Annotated in this window: 16 protein-coding genes and 1 pseudogene; 10 read left to right on the forward strand and 7 right to left on the reverse strand. The window is 41.3% G+C overall.

Going from position 1 to position 19,179, the window contains the following annotated elements:
• Positions 1-38: 38 nt before the first annotated feature.
• The 4 genes and pseudogenes from BM156_RS17210 to BM156_RS17225 all read right to left on the reverse strand — a co-directional run.
• Positions 39-299 (reverse strand): annotated as a pseudogene (locus BM156_RS17210) (transposase); the annotation flags it as partial.
• Positions 300-358: 59 nt separating this feature from the next.
• The gene (locus tag BM156_RS20720; RefSeq protein WP_170846997.1) at positions 359-532 is read right to left on the reverse strand and encodes a hypothetical protein; all 174 of its coding nucleotides are present in this window, start codon (positions 530-532) and stop codon (positions 359-361) included.
• Positions 533-1,058: 526 nt separating this feature from the next.
• Positions 1,059-1,928 carry a hypothetical protein gene (locus tag BM156_RS17220; RefSeq protein WP_093921146.1) on the reverse strand — a complete coding sequence of 290 codons (870 nt, stop codon included), beginning with the start codon at positions 1,926-1,928 and terminating at the stop codon, positions 1,059-1,061.
• A 127-nt stretch (positions 1,929-2,055) separates the two neighbouring features.
• Complete coding sequence (locus BM156_RS17225) at positions 2,056-2,547, reverse strand: hypothetical protein (RefSeq protein ID WP_093921147.1); 492 nt, start codon at positions 2,545-2,547, stop codon at positions 2,056-2,058.
• 779 nt (positions 2,548-3,326) lie between these two features.
• Between BM156_RS17225 and BM156_RS17230 the strand changes: the two genes are divergently transcribed.
• The 3 genes from BM156_RS17230 (at position 3,327) to leuS (ending at position 6,968) form a co-directional block, all read left to right on the forward strand.
• Positions 3,327-3,695 (forward strand): endonuclease domain-containing protein, encoded by a 369-nt coding sequence (locus BM156_RS17230; protein WP_093921148.1) that lies wholly within the window; start codon positions 3,327-3,329, stop codon positions 3,693-3,695.
• 46 nt (positions 3,696-3,741) lie between these two features.
• On the forward strand, positions 3,742-3,981 hold the full coding sequence (locus BM156_RS17235; RefSeq protein WP_139218323.1) for a hypothetical protein: 240 nt from the start codon (positions 3,742-3,744) through the stop codon (positions 3,979-3,981).
• 335 nt (positions 3,982-4,316) lie between these two features.
• A complete protein-coding gene (gene leuS / locus BM156_RS17240) occupies positions 4,317-6,968 on the forward strand; it encodes a leucine--tRNA ligase (RefSeq protein ID WP_093921150.1) in 2,652 nt (883 codons plus the stop codon).
• A 31-nt stretch (positions 6,969-6,999) separates the two neighbouring features.
• Here the strand turns inward: leuS and BM156_RS17245 are convergent, their stop codons facing one another.
• The gene (locus BM156_RS17245) at positions 7,000-8,115 is read right to left on the reverse strand and encodes a hybrid sensor histidine kinase/response regulator (protein WP_399165464.1); all 1,116 of its coding nucleotides are present in this window, start codon (positions 8,113-8,115) and stop codon (positions 7,000-7,002) included.
• Positions 8,116-8,182: 67 nt separating this feature from the next.
• Positions 8,183-10,810 carry a PAS domain-containing hybrid sensor histidine kinase/response regulator gene (locus tag BM156_RS17250; RefSeq protein WP_093921152.1) on the reverse strand — a complete coding sequence of 876 codons (2,628 nt, stop codon included), beginning with the start codon at positions 10,808-10,810 and terminating at the stop codon, positions 8,183-8,185.
• 335 nt (positions 10,811-11,145) lie between these two features.
• Between BM156_RS17250 and BM156_RS17255 the strand changes: the two genes are divergently transcribed.
• Positions 11,146-11,976: a YitT family protein gene (locus tag BM156_RS17255; protein WP_093921255.1), complete on the forward strand. Its 831-nt coding sequence runs from the start codon at positions 11,146-11,148 to the stop codon at positions 11,974-11,976.
• 113 nt (positions 11,977-12,089) lie between these two features.
• Entirely contained in the window at positions 12,090-13,340 is a 1,251-nt protein-coding gene (locus tag BM156_RS17260) for a M23 family metallopeptidase (protein WP_093921153.1), read from the forward strand.
• Between the two features lie 112 nt (positions 13,341-13,452).
• Here BM156_RS17260 and purN read toward each other — a convergent pair whose 3' ends face one another.
• Entirely contained in the window at positions 13,453-14,022 is a 570-nt protein-coding gene (gene purN / locus BM156_RS17265) for a phosphoribosylglycinamide formyltransferase (RefSeq protein WP_093921154.1), read from the reverse strand.
• A 188-nt stretch (positions 14,023-14,210) separates the two neighbouring features.
• On the opposite strand from purN, the gene BM156_RS17270 reads away from it, so the two are divergent.
• The 5 genes from BM156_RS17270 (at position 14,211) to rprY (ending at position 19,044) form a co-directional block, all read left to right on the forward strand.
• Positions 14,211-14,447 carry an acyl carrier protein gene (locus BM156_RS17270; RefSeq protein ID WP_053181687.1) on the forward strand — a complete coding sequence of 79 codons (237 nt, stop codon included), beginning with the start codon at positions 14,211-14,213 and terminating at the stop codon, positions 14,445-14,447.
• Positions 14,448-14,467: 20 nt separating this feature from the next.
• On the forward strand, positions 14,468-15,709 hold the full coding sequence (gene fabF / locus BM156_RS17275) for a beta-ketoacyl-ACP synthase II (protein WP_093921155.1): 1,242 nt from the start codon (positions 14,468-14,470) through the stop codon (positions 15,707-15,709).
• A 4-nt stretch (positions 15,710-15,713) separates the two neighbouring features.
• Complete coding sequence (gene rnc / locus BM156_RS17280) at positions 15,714-16,451, forward strand: ribonuclease III (protein ID WP_093921156.1); 738 nt, start codon at positions 15,714-15,716, stop codon at positions 16,449-16,451.
• Between the two features lie 309 nt (positions 16,452-16,760).
• Positions 16,761-18,398 carry a sensor histidine kinase gene (locus BM156_RS17285; RefSeq protein WP_093921157.1) on the forward strand — a complete coding sequence of 546 codons (1,638 nt, stop codon included), beginning with the start codon at positions 16,761-16,763 and terminating at the stop codon, positions 18,396-18,398.
• A complete protein-coding gene (gene rprY, locus BM156_RS17290; protein ID WP_093921158.1) occupies positions 18,358-19,044 on the forward strand; it encodes a response regulator transcription factor RprY in 687 nt (228 codons plus the stop codon). The genes BM156_RS17285 and rprY overlap by 41 nt, the downstream gene beginning before the upstream one ends.
• Positions 19,045-19,179: the final 135 nt, after the last annotated feature.

Here is a 19,179-nt window from a genome sequence, read left to right on the forward strand (position 1 = left end):
ATAAGTGGCCCGTTCCCGTTTTTCGCAGGGCTTCAGAACTTTTTTCCTAAAATATCTTTAAGCATCTGGTGATCCAGGCTTAGATCGGCATACATCCGCTTTAACCGGCGGTTCTCTTCCTCCAGCTCTTTTAAACGCTTGACCTGGCTGCCATCCATCCCGGAATACTTCTTCTTCCAATTGTAGAAAGTTGCCCGGGAGACACCGTATTCCCGGCAAATACTTTGCACATCACGGCCTGATTCATACTCTTTGACCATCTTCAGAATCTGGCCTTCACTAAATGTCGATCGTTTCATAATTACAGCTTAAAATTAATAATTTGTCTAATTTTAAACTGTCCGATTTTTAGGGAAGCTTACAAATGCTGTAGCATATGTGGTGTAATTCTTTTTATGCCTGCGCTCCAACGGGCAGGCATTTCCGGCTTTAGTTTGGCCAGCAAATCACGCTCATCCGAAAATTCAACTTTGATTACTTCTTGTTGCCGATGTATTGTAGGCTTTAGTGTTAATTGTGGGCGCTTATTCAAGGGTTTCGGTTTTTATTTATCTAAAAATAGGAAACATTTGTTAGATAACAAATGCTTTATTAAGTTGCTTTTACTCCCTGCTGCCGGTCTGTATTGGTAGCAATATCTTCATGGAGCACTTTCTATTTAACACCTCAGGGGGGTACTTCCGAAGTACCCCTCCCCACCTCAAACCTGACTCGACTTACCTCTGAGGTGACTGCAGTCGGTTCCAACCTGGCTCGACTTACCTTCAGGGAGACTGCAGTAGGTTTCGACCTGACTCGAGTCATCAAAAAGGTGAGTGCAGTCGGTAAAAGGGTCGGCGAAGTCAGCGCTGAGCAAACTGCAGTCAGCAAAAACAGAACTCGGGTTGGTTCCGGACAAACTCCAGTCGGGGATCAACTAAGAGCTTCCAACTGGGCCCTTGTTCCTTCCGAAAAAAAAGACAGGAGTTCGGTACTGCTCCTGCTGCCGCGCGATTCCATCATCTGGTATCTCAACGAAGCCACACAATACAATCGTGGGAGAGCGAAGGCGTATTTAATTAATTTAGTAATCTTTCAATTTCATAACTAATCCATTGTCCCGGTTCTTTTGTCTTGTCAAATTGAATCCAACATTTAGGTAAATAAGAGCTATTAATTTTCCAACATCCATCTTTCTGCTTTTTTGTCAGAAGATAATCTTTTGCCAACTTACAACGCGTGTCTGAATCTAAATGATTGTCTTTTAACAATCGAAGGATCTCAATCACATTTGTTTTATATGAAAATGGATAAGTCAGTTTTTTTATATCTTTTGTAATCGGCTGTCCGTCTGATTTTCGCAAATAAATTTGATGGTCAAGGATATATTCCAATCCCAGTTCCAATTTGTTTTCAATTGTATTATTGACTGAATAATCGGGCTGTTTCTTATAATCTGTAAGTGTAATCATGGCTTTTACAATCCCAATATAGCAAGGAGTGTTTTTCATACAACCTCCATATTTTAAAATCCGACTACCTGCCCAGTTGCTTTTTTTGCCGCGTTCAACGTTTTGATAATTCAGAATCCACTCAACGCCCTTCGCAATTTTGACTTTATCGGGATAATGATTTCTAATCAAAATGCTTGTTATCATTGAATTGTAACACGACAATATATCATCGCTTTTTCCAGTAATTGAAAAACCGTCACCACAAAATGACAAATCTGCGAGTTTATTAGTCCATTTTTTTACTCTCTCGAGCTGATAGGCAAATGGGATCTCGGTGATTTCAGTCAATCTGTTTAGTAGATTTAAGACATCGAAGTCAAAATCAGACAACAAATCGTTTACAATCACTGATTTATTGAGGTAATCTGATGCTTTTTCGAAATCTTTAATTTCTCCAGAATCAACTTTTTGTTTTAAAATCAATGCGGTATCCATGTGTATTTCGGTCTCCTATATTACGCACAACAACTCGTCCATATAAAGCGCCCTGCTGCCGCGCGATTTCATCATCTAGTATCTCAACTAAGCCACACAATCGTGCGGTAACGGGAGATTTCTTTCCCTAAAACATTCTTGCCAATAATGGGACAAAGACGACAACAAGAATTGCAATTGTCAGCTGCCAATAATAATTTGTTATAAATAATCCACTCAATACGAGTAAGGATTCATCTACATTCGATTCAATTTTGCCACTTGTCGATGAACCTGCATATTTAATACGAACTCCTTCTGAATCTATGATACTCCATTGGGTATTCCAAAGATTATCATATTTCCAGTCTATTGTTTTTCCGTTTACCGTAATCGTTGCTCGAGTCATCCAAGCGCTATAGTCAATCCCTCCAATCACTTTGCTTTGTGCAACATCGAAAATTAGCGTTTCTTGCTTAAAAAATCCCTTGGTCTGAAACACGTATTCTTCACCGTTGAGAATCCCAGTGATAGATTGAGAAAATAATTTGTCTTTCAAACTTCCAATTTGCTCACCATTCAAGTAAATCTTATACAAACTTGAAAATACGCCTTTCTTCCATGTAAACTGCTTTTGCATAGTATTCTCAGCTATTAAATAATTACAAATGCTGCCGTGCGATTGCATTGCGTGGTATCTCAATTAGGCATACAATTGTACGGTAGCGAGGAATAACAAATAGTCAATTCGTTGATATTTTCGTTTTTTTCAACCCTTAATTTACGAAACTTTACAAAATAGTCGTATGACTAAACACATTTCATTCTCGTTCTAAATAACTGCGCTATAAAAACGTGCACATGGTCAAGAGAAGCAGGCCTGGATCCGGGAAGTCACACCAAAAAAGAATTGCTAAATGCCCAATGGACGGCTTAGGCTGACACCGTTGCTGAACCTCCTCCCTACGGACGCGTTTAAACTGCCGATGGATGCCTCAAACTGGGACCAGACAGCTTTAAATTGCCGACGGACGCATTTAAACTGCCAAAGGTCGGGGCAAATAAGCCAACGGAGACAATTAAACTGCCAAAGAACTCACTTAATTTGCCAAAGGACGGGTCCGAAAGGCCAACGAACGATATTAAATTGACAACGGACGCGTTTAAACTGCCGACGGACGACACAAACTGAGAGTGTTCAATAAACTGGAGTCAGAAGAACGCGCGAAGTCATGAACATACGAACTCAGGAACGAAAAAACACCTTCTTTCGCGTTGGCGAAAGTCCATTGTCCGGTTCAGGCCCATTTCCCCGCCTGACAAGGAGGGGTGTCCACGATTAATCGTGGACGGGGTGGTTGAAACAGTTCGCATCAGCTTGACAAACTCCTGCATTTTTCAGAACTTCAATGAAAAAACATGGGCAAGCTTAACAACCATTCTTACCTAAAAGATTATCGAAAAGGCCTTCGAAACCATTCAACTGCAGCTGAAGCAAGCTTATGGAAGCTCCTAAAAAGCAAGCAAGTTTTAGGGCTAAAATTTAGACGACAACATTCCTTTGGTAATTATATACTTGACTTTTACTGCCCGGAAATTCAACTAGCCATAGAATTGGATGGAGAAATACATACCAATTTATCTTCCAACCAAAAAGATCGGGAACGAGATGAATTTATACGGCAAAATGGGATCGAAATTCTTCATTTTGAAAACCGCTGGGTCTACGAATATCCTCAGGATATTATTGATGCAATCCAGAAAATCAAAAAACGAAAAGAAAAATAGATATAAACTAACCACCTCCCTTTTACTAAAGCAAAAGGACTCCTCCTTGAAAAAGGAGGAGAAAACAGCCAGTACCTACAGTACTCAGGATGACATTAAAAACCAGAAGATCGATTCGAATAAAGTAGATTCTTTGAGCACCAACAGCAAGCTTCAACCGGAGTCCATTTCCCCGCCTGTAAAAGAGGAGAAACAGCAAGCCGCCTTTACTCTTAAACCAGTTGCAGACTCATCCTCTCTTTGTAGCGTTGGCCCGTCAAAGTCGCCCGGGCCGGGGAAGGCGTGAATGATTTTTTGCGGGAATTCTGGCTGGCGAGCCGGAAAAGAAAAAATCATGAAGCGGGCTGAAGGATAACTTTGACTAGCTTTTTGCCTCCTTTTCAGCAATGGAAAAGGAGGAATTATTCCGATCAAAAGAAAGAAGTCGAAAATAAATCGGGGCCATTCCTCCTTGGAAGAAAGCATGGGGCAAAGCGCAAAGCTATTCGATACTTATAAACTTAGGAACTCAAAAAGGGTCAACGACAACACGCAAGGCTCACTTGTTTTCCCCTTCGCACTGTCCTTACTTTTTGCTATCTTTGCGCCTCAGTTTTAAAATGCTTTTAATCAACCAATACCATGGACTACAAATTCTGGGAGATTGAGCCGAGATGGCAGGCTTATTGGGAGGAAAATAAAACCTTCAAAACCCCAAACGATTTTTCAAAGCCAAAATATTATATTCTGGACATGTTCCCTTATCCATCAGGAGCAGGGCTACATGTAGGACACCCTGAAGGCTACACAGCAACCGATATCCTCAGTCGCTACAAGCGAATGAAAGGCTTTAACGTGCTCCACCCCATGGGTTGGGATGCCTTTGGCTTACCCGCCGAACAATACGCCATTCAAACCGGCACACACCCTGCGGTGACTACTTTTAAGAACTGCGACAATTTCAAGCGTCAGATCAAAACCCTCGGCCTTAGCTACGACTGGGACCGGGAAATCAATACCACTGACCCGAAATATGTCAAGTGGACACAATGGATTTTCACCAAACTATATAACACTTGGTTTGACTACGAACAAGGAAAAGGACGTCCGATTTCGGAACTGCCAATTCCTGAAGAAATTCAAGCAGAAGGAGAAGCAGCAGTAAAAGAATACATCGGCAAAAAACGCTTGGCTTATTACGATAACGCCCAGGTTTGGTGGTGCGACAACTGTAAAACAGTTTGTGCCAACGAAGAAGTGTTGACTGATGGAGCGCACGAAAAATGCGGACACCATGTTATTCGCAAAAACCTGAAACAATGGTTGCTTCGCATCCCGCATTACGCTCAACGTCTGCTCGAAGGTCTGGATGACCTGGACTGGCCGGAAGGTGTAAAAGACATGCAGAAGAACTGGATTGGCAAATCAACCGGAGCAGAAGTAGACTTTCAGGTAGAAGGTCTGGACCAACAACTGCGCGTGTACACCACCCGCCCCGACACCTTGTTCGGAGCAACGTACATGGTCGTTTCTCCAGAGCACCCCATGCTGAACGAACTGGTTGTAGCAGACAAGCAAGAAGAAGTTCAACAATATAGCAAGGCGGCCTCCTTGAAGTCGGATTTGGACCGTACTGAACTGGCCAAAGATAAAACCGGTGTTTTCACCGGACGCTATGCCATTAACCCGGTAACCGGATTGCCTATTCCAATCTGGGTAGCCGACTATGTGTTGATGGGCTACGGAACAGGTGCAATTATGGCCGTTCCTGCGCACGACACCCGTGACTTCGAGTTTGCAGAAAAATTTGAAATTCCAATTACCTGCATTCTCGATCCAAAAGATGCCGACGCTGAAGTACGCGAACAAGTGCTGGCTGGCAAAGCATGCTGGACCGAAGATGGTGCCTACATCAACTCATCAAGCGAAAAGACAGGCCTTGACATCAATGGTCTGAATAAGAAAGATGGTATTGCCAAAGTGATCAGCTGGCTCGAAGACAGAGGTATTGGTCATGCAACCACCAACTTTAAATTGCGCGACTGGTTGTTCAGCCGCCAACGATACTGGGGCGAGCCTTTTCCTGTTATTCACTGGGAAGATGGCGAAATAAGCCTGGTGGAAGACGACCTGCCCGTAACACTACCTGATTTGCAAAAATTTGAACCGGGTGAAGGTGGCGAATCACCACTTGCCAACGCAACAGACTGGCTTAACGTGGTGGATGAGAATGGCCGCAAAGGACGCCGGGAAACCAACACCATGCCGCAATGGGCAGGATCATGCTGGTACTTCCTGCGCTACATCGACCCGAATAACGATGAGCAAATTTTTGATCCCAAACTAGAGAACTACTGGATGCCTGTTGACCTCTACATCGGTGGAGCAGAGCACGCCGTACTGCACTTGCTGTACTCTCGTTTCTGGCACAAAGTCTTGTTCGATTTAGGCGTTGTTTCAACTGACGAACCATTCAAAAGACTATACAACCAGGGAATGATTCTGGCTTTTGCCTACGAAACTCAAACCGGAGCCAAAGTAACTTCAGACTTGGTTGAAGAAAAAGATGGAAAATACTTCCACACCCAAACAGGCGAAGAACTCCGACAAATTGTTGCCAAGATGTCGAAGTCGCTTAAAAACGTAATCAACCCCGATGATGTGGTTGAGAAATATGGAGCCGACTCACTACGCTTGTACGAAATGTTTATGGGGCCGCTTGACGACACCAAGCCTTGGGCTGAAAACGGCGTAAAAGGGGTATTTGGTTTCTTAACCCGTGCCCACCGTTTCTTTGCCAATACCGATCATATTACCGAGGGTGAAGAAGACCTGGAAGTATTGAAATTGTTGCAGCAAACCATTATTAAGGTAGGCGACGACATTGAGAACCTGAAATTCAACACCGGTATTTCAGCTTTAATGGTTTTCAACAACCTGGCCATCAAAAAAGGCAAGGTAACCAAAGCCACAGCCGAGACTTTTGCTAAAATTCTTTCGCCTTATGCACCGCACTTGGCTGAAGAACTTTGGAGGCTATACGGGCACAAAGAGTCATTGGCTTATGAACCATGGCCTGTAGCCGATGAAAGTTTGTTGGTTGAAGATACACACGAATACCCGGTGTCATTCAACGGGAAGATGCGCTTCAAGCTAGAGTTAGCACTGGACTTGCCTGCTAAAGAAGTAGAACAAGCCGTTCTCTCGCATGAACTGGCTCAAAAATGGCTCGACGGAAAAACACCGAAGAAGATCATTTACGTTCCAAAGAAAATTATCAACGTGGTATTATAATTCAGAAAAGGCGTCGTAAAGGCGCCTTTTTTTATTCCTCCTTTTTCTCAGGGAAACACAGGCGGACAACCGCTCCTCCTTCTTCGTTATTCGCAAGTTTCACGCTTCCTTCATGAGCTTTTAGGATCAGATTGACTAAAGCCAAAGAAAGGCCTTTTTGCTCGTCTAAATAGTCTTTCCCATAGGAAAACAGCCGAAATGGATCGCTTAATATTTCAGGCTCAAACCCTCGTCCCCGATCAGTGATTTCAATAACAAACCAAGCTTCTTCCACATAAGTATTTAGCAAAATTTCGCCTCCCGCAGGTGAATAGCGAATGGCATTGTCCAAAACGCACTCAATACTCTTCTCTAGTAAATTTTGATCAGCCCAAACCGATTCGACAGTTGAATTAATTGTCACCGTAATTTTCTTTTCTTCCATCATGAAACGAAATCGTTGTGAAATAACATCCAACAAATCGGGTAATTGACAAGTAGCATATCGAAGTATTTTTCGATTGGTCCTCAACTCGGTGATCAGCAAACTGAACTTGGCAAATTTCTCCAACCGTTTTGCCGACATATCCAGAAAATCAATCATTTCGTAGAACTCAGCATGCTTCAGCTTTTCCTTTAAAATGTTCGTAAAGCCAATAATGCCATTGAGTGGGGTATTGATTTCGTGGCTGATAATTCCCAAAAAATCAGCTTTCGCCTCATCCAACAATTCCAGCTCTCGATTGGCGGCTTCCAAATCTTCATTTGCTTGTTGCAACTCACTGGTTCGCTCTTCAACCAATGATTCCAGCCCTGTATTCAACTTTTTAAGCTCCTCCCGACTCCTTCTTAGTTCGATATGTGTTTTCACACGAGCCAGCAGCTCCAGTCCATTAAATGGCTTGCCCACGTAATCCTGACCTCCGACTTCAAACCCTTTTACAATATTATCCACCTCATTCAACGCCGTCAGAAAAATAACCGGGATATCACTCAAAACTTTCCGCTTTCGAATCTGCCGACAGGTCTCATAGCCATTCATTACCGGCATATTCACGTCCAGCAAAATCAAGTCATAATCGATTGATTCTTGCAACAATTCGAGCGCTTGCTTGCCATTAAAAGCAAAGCCAACTTGGTAGTTGGCCTTGCGTAATATCGAGCCGATAACTTTAATGTTTTCGTGATTATCATCGACAGCTAAAACCTTAAACTGGCCTTGCTGGGGGTGTATCTCATTTTTCAAAACTCAATCCTTTAAATTCCTCTACCAATAACGGAAAATTCCGCAATTTTTCCATCAGTTTTTCAATTTCAAAATTATCTGCGTGTTCACAAATCTCTTCTCCCCATTCAACCAACACATCGCATAAATTCTGATGTCCCAAGATCAATAAATCACGTCCAAATTTTTCGAAATCATCAATAACCTGTTTTCTTAAGACATCCTGACATGCAGGCAGAAACTCTTTTTCCAGTCTTTCAACCAATTCTGGAAGTTCCACACAGTCACCTTCTTCCAAGTTCCCATTCAAAAAGCGAGCACCATTCTTTGCCTCCTTTCCTTTCTCTTCAACAAGAGGCAAAAACCGCTTAAGCATCTTTTCCAACTCGGCAAATATGACAGGCTTCATCAAAAAACCATCAAACAACTCGGATTCCACCTGCTTTCTAAAAACAACTTGCGACGATGCCGAAACAGCAACGACGGGCATCATTTTATCCTGCAACTGTTCTTTTAAATGCCTGGTCGCTTCCATGCCATTCATTTCCGGCATGCGCAAATCCATCAGAATTAAATCTGGCAAATGTTCCAACGCTCGCTGAATGGCTTCCTTTCCATTAACAGCTTCAATCAATTTCAATTTTGAAGAAGCAAACAAATACTTTAAAAGCTCCCTGTTCTCCTGACTATCATCAACAATTAATACCGTTGCATCTCCAAACTCAAGTATAGTCGGGTCGTATTCAAGTAAATCTTCCCGGGCTTCAACTCCCTGGTCAAACAAAATCCCAGGTATTTCAACACGAAAAGTACTCCCCTTTCCGACCTCACTGCTTACAGAGATACTTCCTTCCATCATCTTTACCAAACGTTGTGTGATGGACAAGCCCAAGCCTGTTCCGCCAAAACGTTTTTCCAACTGTCCCTCTTGCTGCGTGAAAGGCTCAAAAATGCGTTCGAGCTGATCTTCCGGAATCCCGATTCCGGTATCTTCAACCGTAATAATTAAGCGAAGTATTTGTTTCCCCTCCCAAACTTGGTTGAACGACAAAATAACATCTCCTTCTGTTGTAAACTTAATTGCATTCCCCAACAGGTTGAAGAGAATCTGTCTCATCCTGATCTCATCAATCCACAAAATTGCCGGAATCGCTTGTTCAAACTCCATGAAAAAGGAAATGTTCTTTTCAGCAGCCCGTTGCCGAAACATCACCTCCATGTCATTGACTAAACGTTCAAAGGCGACAGGCTCCGGCTGAAACTCCATCCGGCCAGCTTCAATTTTCGACAAATCAAGAATATCGTTGATGATCTGAAGCAAATGCCGTCCGCTTCGTCGAATCGAATCAACTTGCGATTTTGCTTTTCCTCCTTCAAATGAAGCATACAGCAAGTCTGAAAAACCAATAATTGAATTCAAAGGCGTTCGTATCTCATGGCTCATATTCGCCAGAAAAAGGCTCTTGGCTTTATTGGCTTCCTCGGCTGCTTGACGGGCAATACGTTCATGTTCTGCTTGCTTCTTCTCTGAAATATCTTCCAACTGCGAAATAAAGTACATCGGTTCACCTTCCTTGGAACGAACTAAAGAAACACTCAGCAGCACCCAAATCAATCCTCCATTTTTATGGAAATAGCGCTTTTCAATATTGTAAGTACGGATTTCTCCGCGTATCATCTTTCCAACGTAATCTAAATCCAAGTCCAAATCATCAGGATGCGTAATATCCTGAAAAGTCATTTGAGCAAGTTCTTCTTTATCGTAACCCAATAATCGGCAAATGGACCGATTAACCTTCATCCAGCCTCCATCCAAATTCACCAGTGCCATTCCAATAGCAGCATACTCAAAGGCACTTGAAAACCGCTCCTGGCTTTCTCGTAAAGTCTCTTCATTCTTTTTGCGCTCCGTAATGTCGCGAATGGCAGAAAGAACGTACACCTCACCTCCGATAAGTTGATGATTTAAACTAACTTCAACCGGGAACTCCGTTCCATCTTTGCGTCGTGCATATAACTCAAGTCCGAGCCCCATTTGACGGGGTTTTGGATTATTTACATAGCTGTCGCGCAATCCCAGGTGTTTATCCCGAAACCGCTCTGGAACCAAGCATTCAACTTTCTCCCCAATCAGTTCCTTTACAGAATAGCCAAACGACTGAATAGTACGTTGATTGACATGCGTAATCTCTCCCTTGGAATTCAAGATCACCATCGAATCCGGGGTAGAATCCAACATCCCCCGAAACTTTTCTTCACTTGCTTTTAGGGCATGCTCCACCTGCTTCTGAGGCGTTACGTCAGTCAGCGTACAATTAACTTGCTTCAAGCCCAAGGTGGAAGAAGCATTAATCCGAATTGAAAGTTCTTGCTGAAATTGGCCGACAAATAAGAAATCGGCCTGTCGAAACGCTCCGCAAGCCAGCCCTTCCTGAAACCAGCCTTCAAAAGCATCCTGACTTTCCTTAGCTAAAAACAAATCTAGCTTTGTTCCCATAATTTCGCTGCGAGAACAGCCCAACAACCTCAGACAAGATGAATTAACAAGTTGTATATGACAAGACACATCCACCACCACCAAAGGTACCGGCACCAGTTCAACTTGTTTTTCACTTATCTCTTCCATCCCTAACGCCATAATCTGTCTAGTCTTAAAAAAAAGGGAAAAACTCCCCAAAACAAAGTCATAATATTAATACAATTATCTGATAATTTAAAACTTAATAGTTTTTTTTTAAATAGAAAGCACCTCTCATTTCGATGCAAAAAAGCCCGAAAAATATGGGCTTTTCAACAATTTTCGATGAATCTATTAACTGATGACTTTTACCCATTTTTTTCTACCAATAAAACTCATTCATTTGCAGCCAAATTACCGGATCTAAAAAAAATAAATTTTCCGGTTCGTTTTAACCCTAAAAAAACATTGCTAAAGTGACTGAAGAATATAAAGTTAAGTTGAAGACCACATTCATGGATTACTTAGTAATCACCTTTGGAATGTCGCTTTACGTACTTGGATGGACTGTTTTTCTAATTCCTGCAGAGATTACAGGTGGTGGAATTAGTGGCTTATCAGCAGTTATCTTTTACAGTACGCAAATACCGGTTGCTGTTTCGTATTTTATTATTAATGCGATTCTAATTTTAGTCGCAATAAAAATGCTGGGAGCAAACTTTGGTATAAAGACCATATTCAGCATGTTGGTTGCAACCTTTCTATTTTGGGCTACTTCCAACATGCTTACAAAGCCCTTGATTGATGATACCTTCTTATCAGCTGTGTTAGGAGCAATGATGGGGGGTGCAGGTATAGGGCTTGTTTTCACCCGAGGCGGCAGTACAGGTGGTACTGACATTATCGCAATGATTGTCAATCGTTACCGGAATATCAGCCCAGGACGGGTCATCATGTACTGCGATGTCATTATTATTGCCTCGAGTTATTTCGTTTTCCACTCGCCCAGCAAATTGGTTTACGGCTATGTTTCGATGTGGGTCATCTCCTATTCAATCGATGCTTTTTTAAACGGATCGAATGCATCTGCCCAAATTTTTATATTTTCGAAAAAATTTGAAGAAATTGCCGATTACATCAATAAAGTGGCAGGTAGAGGCGTTACTGTATTTGATGGGACTGGTTGGTACACCAAGGAGAATGTCAAAGTAGTTATGACCGTTGTTCGAAAGCGAGAGTCAAGCCTGATATTCAGAAAATTGAAAGAGATTGACCCCGATGCTTTCATTTCTATGGGAAGTGTTATGGGAGTCTACGGACAAGGATTTGATAAAATCAAGATCTAAACTTGTAGGTTATTTATTCTGCATACTACTTCGGCTCCTTTCCCGGCAAGATTCTATCTCATTAAAAAATTAAATAAATAGAACACAGCCACTGAAGCTGAAAAACAAATTACATGAAGTACGTTGCCGAAGTAGTTTTTTCCCTGATCGCACTAGGTTTATTTTTATTCTTTGTTATAAGTCCACCGCAACCACAGCAAGTTCCCGAAGTCCCAGACCCCGAACCGATTCCAATTCCTGAGCCGGTATTGAAATTTGGACTCCCAATTGATTCTTTTATTGTTGAAACAGCCACTGTTCGTCGTAATCAAAACTTATCAGATATTCTGGTAAAGAAAAATATATCTTATGGACAAATCGACCAATTGGCTCGCCAATCGAAACCAATTTTCGATGTTCGAAAAATCAAATTCAAAAACCCTTACCACTTTTTACTGCGAAACGATAGTTTAAAAACTCCGGCCTATTTTGTTTACGAAATAGACAATACGGACTACATTGTATACGACCTCTCCGATTCCATTCGTATTTATACCGGACAAAAGCCCATTCAGTCGGTCCTTCGGGTTGCCTCTGGCACCATCAAGTCTTCGCTTTGGAACGACATGCAGGCAGCGGGCGTCAATCCCGTCCTTTCACTCAGGTTATCAGACATCTATCAATGGACCATTGATTTCTTCGGTATTCAGCGAAATGACCAATTCCGGGTAATTTACGAAGAGAACTATGTTGACTCGATTTCAATCGGGATTGGAGAAATTTATGCTTGCCAGTTTCGACACATGGACAAAGATTTCTATGCTTTTCAATTTGAACAAGATAGTGCCTTTAGTTATTTTGACGAAGAAGGAAACAGTCTTAAAAAAGCTTTTCTGAAAGCCCCCCTAGAGTTTTCCCGAATCAGCAGTCGTTTTTCCAATAGCCGCTTTCACCCCGTGCTTAAAATTCGTCGTCCACATCACGGAATCGATTATGCTGCGCCAACCGGAACACCCGTTCGATCCATCGGAGATGGTGTGGTCACCCGAAAAGCCTACCAAAAACGAGGAGGTGGAAACTATGTCTACGTCAAGCATAACTCGGTTTATACCACCTGTTATATGCACTTAAGTGGGTTTGCCCGTGGAATCGCTCCCGGAGTTCGAGTCAGCCAAGGACAAGTTATTGGGTATGTTGGCGCCACAGGACTAGCAACAGGTCCTCATCTCGATTTTCGGGTTTTCAAAAATGGCTCGCCAATCGATCCGCTGAAAGTTGAAGCTCCACCAGTAGAACCGGTGCACGAAGTAAACCTTCAAGCTTTCACGGTATTGAAAGATTCATTAATTGGCCAACTCAATCAAGTACCACTGCCTGCCAAATAGCTCTTAGTAACCGCTATACATTATTATGTATATAGAAAGGCCGCTTGGAAAAGGAAAACTTCCAAACGGCCTTTTTAAAAAAATAAGAATTGAGTGGTCTTTATATTCTACTTCACTCATTATCGCCTAAAAGTACTTCTTCAATAATTCGCGGAAAATGCTCATACTCCAAACTCTGCACTTTCTGAGCGACATCTTCTGCCGTATCTGAAGCCTCAAGTTCACAAATCGTCTGAAAAATGACATTCCCCTCATCGTAACGTTCATTTACATAGTGAATCGTGATCCCCGAAATCTTTTCCTTGTTCTGCACAACCGCTTCATGTACCTTTCTCCCGTACATTCCTTTTCCTCCATATTTGGGTAAAAGTGCCGGGTGTATGTTAATAATAGGAAATTCTTCCGTGAGGTATTTTGGAACCAACCAAAGGAAGCCGGCAAGCACAATTAGATCGATTTTTCGCTCGCTTAACTCCTCTAAGACTTCCACACTCCCATAAAAGTCGTCTCTTGAAAAAGTAAATGTCTCAATTCCAAGTTTTTCTGCTCGAATTAATGCATAAGCATTTTCATTATTTGACCATACTGAATCCACAGTTACATGTCTTTTTCCTTGAAAATACTCGATAATATTTTGAACGTTAGTGCCTGATCCTGAGGCAAAAATGGCAATTTTTTTCATCTTATTTTCTACACTAATTTTTTTTAGAATAATAGACTCACATGTTCAAATATAGCTTAGATAATCAGTAACTTACAGCCAAAAACAGCTATTTATTTCAGTTTTTCTTTGATATATTTTGGGTAAATTTATTACTTTGCACCGGATTTTTTAAAAACAAAATTGAATATTAACTTAAAATTAGAACTATGTCTGACATTGCAGGTAAAGTAAAAGCAATTATCGTCGACAAATTAGGCGTTGATGAAAGCGAAGTAACCAATGAAGCTTCTTTTACAAATGACTTAGGTGCAGATTCTTTGGATACAGTAGAGTTGATCATGGAATTTGAAAAAGAATTTGATTTGGCTATCCCAGACGATCAGGCTGAAAAGATTTCAACAGTAGGTGAAGCAATTTCGCACATCGAAGCTAACGTAAAGTAATAAATTTGAATTAAACATTTATGGAATTTAAACGGGTAGTTATAACCGGACTTGGAACCGTAAACCCGCTTGGTAATTCTATTGAAGAGTATTGGGAGGGGCTAAAAAACGGAGTTAGCGGAGCTGACCGAATTACAAAATTCGATGTAGAGCTTCAAAAAACTCAGTTTGCATGTGAGGTTAAAAACTTCGATCCTACGGTATACGTTACGAAGAAAGAAGTGCGCAAGCACGACCTTTATACCTTATATGCTTATGCTTCTGCTCAACAAGCGATCGAAGACTCGGGTTTAGACCTTGAGGCAACTGATAAAGATCGTGCCGGAGTAATTTGGGGAGCCGGAATTGGGGGACTTCAAACCTTTTTTGAAGAAGCCCGCGCCTATGATGTGCATCGCCCCAAATTTAATCCGTTCTTCATTCCAAAAATGATTGCCAACATTGCCGGAGGTTTACTCTCTATCCGATATGGATTCAGAGGACCTAACTTCACGACCGTTTCTGCTTGTGCCTCGGCATCTCACGCGATAATTGAAGCATTCAATTACATTCGCATGGGGAAAGCTAACCTGTTTATCACAGGTGGCTCTGAAGCAGCAATTAACGAAGCCGGACTGAGTGGGTTCAACTCCATGCGAGCACTTTCTACCAGAAATGATGATCCCAAAACAGCATCTCGCCCGTTTGACAAAGACCGTGATGGTTTTGTTATGGGCGAAGGTTCAGGAGCCCTCATCCTTGAGGAATATGAACATGCTGTTAAACGAGGAGCCAAAATTTATGGAGAAGTCGTTGGTGGAGGAATGTCGGCCGACGCTTATCACATGACTGCCCCTGATCCTGAAGGCAAAGGCGCTTCATTAGTCATGAAATGGGCTTTGGAAGATGCCGGCATAAAACCAGAAGATATTGATTACATCAATGTTCATGGTACCTCTACTCCGTTAGGAGACATTGCAGAGCCAAAAGCAATTCAAAAATGTTTTGGCGACCATGCTTATAAATTAAGCATTAGTTCTACGAAATCAATGACAGGACACCTTTTGGGTGCAGCCGGAGCTGTTGAAGGAATTGCTTCAGTACTGGCATTGAAAGATGGAATTATTCCTCCAACAATCAATCATTTTACTGATGATCCTGAGATTGACAGTAAATTGGATTTTACCTTTGGTCAAGCCAAAGAGCGTAAAATTAATTACGCCCTTAGCAATACCTTTGGTTTTGGAGGACACAATGCAACAGTAATTTTTAAGAAATACTGATCACGTGATAAGAAATATCGCACAAAAAATAAAACTCTTTTCCTCTCCGAGAAAAGAGTTTTATTTGTTTTTAAAATCACTATTTAACATTACGCCTAATAATATCCGGCTCTATGAAACAGCTCTGATCCACCGATCGGCTTCAAAAACCGATTCACAAGGGAACTGGGTTAACAACGAGCGGTTAGAATATTTAGGCGATGCAATTCTTGGTGCCGTTATCGCTGAGTTTCTATACAACCGTTTCCCCAACATGGATGAGGGATTCTTAACTCAAATGCGTTCCAAATTGGTCAACCGAAGCTTCCTGACTGAATTAACTTTTCAGATCGGCTTGAACTACTATATCCAATCAAACACCAATAATACAGGGGAAAATAGCCACATCTACGGAGATGCCCTTGAAGCAATTATCGGAGCCCTTTATCTCGACAAAGGCTACCAAGTTACCCGCCACTTCATTATTCGTAAGTTATTGTTGCAGCAGGTTAACCTGGATAAAGTTCAGCATACGAACACCAATTATAAGAGCCAGTTAATTGAGTGGAGTCAAAAGCATAAGAAAGAAATCAATTTTGAAACCGTGGAGCAAACAAGCGACGACAACAAACAGCCCTTTTTTGTATCAACGGTGTTAATTGAAGACGAAGTGGTAGGGACAGGACAAGGTGGATCTAAAAAAGAATCACAGCAAAATGCATCGCGAGCAGCCCTGGTTAAGCTAGAAGAAAAAGTTTCTTAGTTGGACTTCCAGTTATCAAAAATTCGTTGACCAATAAAAAAGCGGAGCCAAAATGACTCCGCCTCTAAAACTAAAACCTAAATTTTCACCTTGTAAAAAACTCTGTTAAACCTCATTTGCGAAAATGATATATTCCTACTTTTGCTGTAATTCAAATATAGGCGAAAGCTTCCTGTAAAGGTGCAAACAAATGTTAAAGCCTGTTAAGAATTTCTGAAGATGAATGCGCCCGAAACCCGTTGATTTGGCCAATGTTAAATATTGTTAAGTGACGAATCGGGCTCCGTATTAAAAATTATCTTTGTAGTCATGAGCAGAAGAGTCATCATTTCTTTGATTGTATTAATGGCGATTGTCATGAGTAGTTTGATCCTTGTTCAAACCAATTCAATTCAAAAAGCTTTTCGGATCAAAGAGGAACAGTTTGACCAAACAGTACATCGAGCTATTCGGCAGGTAGCCCAACGTCTTGAGTTGGAAGAAACCTCGTTGTTGGTGCTGCAAAACAGGCAATCTTCTTACAATAATTCATTTTTCCCCAATAGCAATCATCAGCATAATGTCTTTCCTGGAAATTCGCAAACGACTCCTCGAAACAATCAAGCAGATGTCAACATCTCATTTCGTTTTTCACAACGAAAAACAACAAAAACCTACAGCGAAGAGTTGTCCATCAGTTATAACGATTCGGCCTCATTGTTTAATAATGAAAGAGGGCGCCCCGGAGACTTCCCTTCGGCTTTCGACGAAATTCATGATCATGATGACTACATTCTTCAACAATATGAAATGCGCAAGAATGTGCAAGCAAACTTGTTTCGCATCAGCCAAAACAAGCTCATCATGTCTCAGCTCCCAATCAACGAGCGAGTTGAACAGAGGATGATTGAACGAGCATTGAAAGACGAATTTAAAAATTCAAATATCAACCTGAACTATCGTTACGGCATTTTCACCGCGCCTTTGGGAAATGAGCGAAAGGTTTTTGGCAGCTCCGATTTCAATTTGCATAACAAAAAGCCCTACCAAACAGTCCTTTTCCCAAATGATCAGGACCCAAAACCCAACTACTTAAAAATATACTTTCCAAAGCGTCAGAGTTACTTATTGAAAGAAGCCGGCCTTATGGTTATTCCAACAGCCATCCTGACAGCCATGTTGATTGGGATTTTTATCTATACCATTTTGATTATCCTGCGGCAAAAGAAATTATCCAATATCAAAAACGACTTTATCAACAACATGACCCATGAGTTAAAAACCCCAATTTCAACCATCTCATTGGCAAGTCAGATGCTGCACGACAATAGTGTTAGCAATACTCCCAGGACCATTGAGCATGTTTCAAACGTTATCTTACAGGAAAGTAAGCGTTTGAGTTTTCAGGTTGAGAAAGTCTTACAAATGGCTGTTTTTAACGAAGGGCGCTTGAAGCTCAAGTTCAAAGAAGTACATATGAATGACCTCATTAACAATGTAATTCTTAACTTTGAACTACGGGTGAAGAGTAAAAATGGAACTCTAAACTCTAGCATTGCGGCAGAAAACGATCTAATCAAAGGAGATGAGGTGCACATTACCAATGTGATTTTCAATTTGCTGGATAATGCCATGAAATACAGCAAAAGCACCCCGGAAATCGAAGTAAAAACCGAGAATAAAAAAGGCTTTATTGTTGTTTCGGTGAAGGATAATGGCATAGGAATTGCTAAAGAACACCATGATCAGATTTTTGAGCGCTTTTTCCGGGTTCCAACAGGAAACGTGCATGATGTAAAAGGTTTTGGACTTGGATTGAGCTATGTAAAGAAAATTATCGACTCTCATCAAGGTAAAATAAAAATTGAGAGTGCTTTAAATAAGGGAACGACATTCATTATTTATTTCCCCCTAAACATGAAAGTAAATGGAAACAAAAGCAAAACTTTTATTGGCCGAAGACGATGAAAATTTAGGTCTTCTCCTGAAAGAATATTTAATCGCAAAAGGATACGAAACCGATCTTTTTGGAGACGGTGAACTTGCTTACGAAGGATTTAAAAAGAGTCAATACAGCCTTTGTATTTTGGATATTATGATGCCTAAAAAAGACGGGATGACTCTCGCCAGGGACATTCGCCTGATGAACTCCGAAGTTCCGATCATTTTCTTAACAGCCAAAAACCTGAAAGAAGATGTTTTGGCTGGCTTTAAAATGGGAGCGGATGATTACATTACCAAGCCTTTCAGCATGGAAGAGCTTATTTTTAGAATTGAAGCTATTTTGCGACGTACCAGTGACAGCAAAGGTGGCGAACAATCAACTTATCAGTTAGGGAAATACACCTTTGATCATCGTAAACAAACCTTGGTTACCGATGATGAAACTGTGAAGCTTACAACAAAAGAGTCGGAATTACTTCGTCTGCTTTGCAATAATGCCAACGATGTTTTGGAGCGTAATTTTGCCTTGAAAACTATCTGGATTGACGATAACTATTTCAATGCACGAAGCATGGACGTATACATCACAAAGCTTCGGAAACACCTAAAAGATGAGCCAAGTGTAGAAATCATCAATGTACATGGAAAAGGGTATAAGCTAATCATGTAGCATTTTCAGAATGCCCAATTTACGATATTTCAATCCCAGCTTAGACTGGGATTTTTTATGCAACAATTGTCACTATCGAAAAGCAGGAAGTAAACTCTAATTACTTCCTGCTTTTCTACTTCCACGCTCGGGAAA

Source organism: Sunxiuqinia elliptica (genome assembly GCF_900113005.1).
Taxonomy (GTDB): domain Bacteria; phylum Bacteroidota; class Bacteroidia; order Bacteroidales; family Prolixibacteraceae; genus Sunxiuqinia; species Sunxiuqinia elliptica.